The sequence below is a fragment of the Candidatus Skiveiella danica genome, assembly GCF_022705245.1.
Taxonomy (GTDB): domain Bacteria; phylum Pseudomonadota; class Gammaproteobacteria; order Burkholderiales; family Burkholderiaceae_C; genus Skiveiella; species Skiveiella danica.
On the sequence record NZ_JAKJEW010000073.1, the window covers coordinates 1 to 2,557 of the forward strand.

The window sequence follows — 2,557 nt, forward strand, 5'->3', positions numbered from 1 at the left end:
CGTGGAGGAAGTTGATCAGCGCGTAGCCCTGTTTGGCCTTGGTCGCCTCGTCGGGGAACTGCGAGGTGTGGAACATCATCATCTCACGGAGCATGCCACGCATGCGCCAGCCAGGGAGCGTGTTATAGCTGATGTAAGCCACGCCCTGCGGATTCAAACAATCATGCGCGATCTTGAGGATCTTGTCCTGGACCTCCTTCTTGACCCAGGTGAACAAGCCATGGGCGATGACGTAGTCGAAGGTGCCGAGTTCGGCGGGATTGAGATCGAGGATGTTCGCCTGCCGCAGTTCGACATTCTTGAGCCCCGCACCCTCAATCATCTTCTTGCCAGCATCGATTTGCCGCTGGGAGAGATCGATCCCAACAAACTGGCTCTCCGGCAACGCCTGAGCCATGGGAACCAAGTTGCCGCCATGCGCGCAGCCCAGCTCCAGAACCCGGCATTTCTCGACAGGAGCCGGCGTCATGCCAAACAGGCGGGCAGTCACGGAAGTCTTGGCCGGGTGTGTCTGCGGGAAAGACTTGATCGGATAAGGGACGGTATCGTAACGAGTTTGGGTAATTTCAGTGCTCATGGATTTTCGAAAAACAAGGACTTAGATTTGAGGGGAAGAACCAAATCTGAAACCCCACTTTTCGAAGTAAAGCTAATACTTAGTGAGTATTCCGAGTCTTCCCTGAAAGTGTGCGGCCACACCAGGCGCTGGTTCGCATAAAACACCCCGAGAAACACGTGCAAATCCAGCCGTTCAGCCCACTCAAGACTTGCACCCCCTTGGCTCACGACTAAGCTCTGAATCGATCAACCATGCCCGTCCGTAAACAACGTGCCCGTATTGCCAAAAGCCGCGCCTCCAAAATGTGGATGGAGTCTCTGGAGCAGCGGCAGCTTTGGGCGCCTATTGGCGGAGAGTTCGCGCCGCTGGCGGTCAGTGACGGTTTGGTGATCGCCCATCGGACAAACGAGGCCACCAGTTCGTCTGCAGTTTGGATTGCGGATCAACCGCGCAATCTGCCCGCTCGCCGCGACGACGACAGTGCTGGGACCACCGATGGCGTCGTTGTGATGGCCCTTTGACTCGTCAATTGACGATAGTTTTCGGACTCACGCTCTAGTGCGGTAGTTGCAGTCCGGAAACGGCCCTATTCCTCGACGAGGAATTCGTGAAGCTCGCGGCTCCTCGCCACGAGCCATTGGACGTGGACTTCCGGGGTGTCGGTCATATCAGCAGGCGCCCACAGCCGCCAATAGGTTTTCCGGCTGAAATCCAGCTCTCGCCAAATATGCGGGAGATTATCGCGTAGCCGCATCACGACACCAAGCGGACATCCCCGGCCACTCGCATCAACAACGGGGAACCAACCGTTCGACCCGAGGCCGTAACCGAACCAAAAGGGAGGATCCTGCCAGTAGTAACCGAGCCATGCATGTGTGCCGATGCCGATTTCGGCATGCCATTGGATGTGCCCGGTGGGGCGGCCAACCGTAACGCGAAGTTGTTCACGCACGGTTTCAAGAGTACGAACCCATTCCTTTTCGCGCTCCAAAAACGCACGCAACAACTCGGTATTGTTCACTGGTGCCAGAGAACAGCGATCATCCGTTGGCTCAAGGGAATTGAGGACGGAGCATGCGCGCCTGCACCTCTCCCAATCGGGGTGTTCGCGAGCAGATCGACCCTGCCGCTATTGGCGACCGCGAGCACCCGTATTGCGGGAGCGACCGCGAGCAACGCCGACCGACTACCCCTGATTTCTAAACGCGAATGGAAGCCGCGCCGCTGGCGGCTCAACTCGTAGGAGGGGCTGCGTTAGACCCTACCACGGTTTTGCCCACGCTAGCAGAGCTAGCTTGGCTTCTGTCGTACTCATGGATGGCTCCGGCCTGTCGACGGCTGTCCCCGGCCTGTCCCCGGATACAAGGATGGATTCCACAGGAGCCGGTGACCAGGCGCCGACAATGTCGCCGGTTTGTCGCTGCCCGCTGCACCTAAGCGTGTAGCGCTTAGGAATATTGCGTCTTTGTTATTCTTCGTACTTGCCGAGCGAAGCGAGGCAATGCAGTGTTCCGACTCGTGTTCACCTGCCACCCCATCCGTAACGGGGAATCCTACCTCTCGCAGCATCTCACGGCGAACGATTACTACGCCGAAGGAGAGCATGTTGTCGGTGTGTGGATGGGGCAGGGTGCCGAGCTTCTTGGGTTGTCGGGTCAGGAAATCGGACCGAAGGATGCAGCGTTTGAAGCGTTGCGCACAAACCGGCATCCGACGACCGGTGAGCGACTGACGGAGCGAACCGGGCGCGAGCGGATCGCGTTCTACGATTTCCAATGCTCGGCCCCGAAATCCGTCTCGATCATGGCGGCGACGTCCGCCTGGTCGAAGCGCACAAGGAGGCGGTCGGCGTAGCGTTCAAGGAACTTGAACGCTACGCCGGCCGCGAAGACAACGCCGGGGGTGAGGATCGCAACCGTCCGCTCGTCAACACCGGCAACGTCTGCGCGGCCGCCTTCACGCATGACGCTTCCCGTGAGCTTGACGCCCAACTGCACA

At 58.7% G+C, this 2,557-nt stretch carries 3 protein-coding genes and 1 pseudogene; 2 read left to right on the forward strand and 2 right to left on the reverse strand.

Features of this window, described 5'->3' with window-relative positions; genetic code table 11:
- Positions 1-577 (reverse strand): methyltransferase domain-containing protein (locus ACMUOY_RS19935; protein ID WP_413894481.1); only part of this gene is annotated, 577 nt, incomplete at its 3' end.
- A gap of 233 nt (positions 578-810) precedes the next feature.
- Between ACMUOY_RS19935 and ACMUOY_RS19940 the strand changes: the two genes are divergently transcribed.
- Positions 811-1,080, forward strand: a complete 270-nt coding sequence (locus tag ACMUOY_RS19940) for a hypothetical protein (protein WP_413894482.1) — start codon at positions 811-813, stop codon at positions 1,078-1,080.
- A 65-nt stretch (positions 1,081-1,145) separates the two neighbouring features.
- Here the strand turns inward: ACMUOY_RS19940 and ACMUOY_RS19945 are convergent, their stop codons facing one another.
- The gene (locus ACMUOY_RS19945; RefSeq protein ID WP_413894483.1) at positions 1,146-1,580 is read right to left on the reverse strand and encodes a hypothetical protein; all 435 of its coding nucleotides are present in this window, start codon (positions 1,578-1,580) and stop codon (positions 1,146-1,148) included.
- 497 nt (positions 1,581-2,077) lie between these two features.
- On the opposite strand from ACMUOY_RS19945, the pseudogene mobF reads away from it, so the two are divergent.
- Positions 2,078-2,557 (forward strand): annotated as a pseudogene (mobF, locus tag ACMUOY_RS19950) (MobF family relaxase); the annotation flags it as partial.

What these genes read in the sequence shown, in the direction of transcription:
- ACMUOY_RS19940 (WP_413894482.1), top strand. Translation starts at nt 811, where the DNA reads ATGCCCGTCCGTAAACAACGTGCCCGTATTGCCAAAAGCCGCGCCTCC.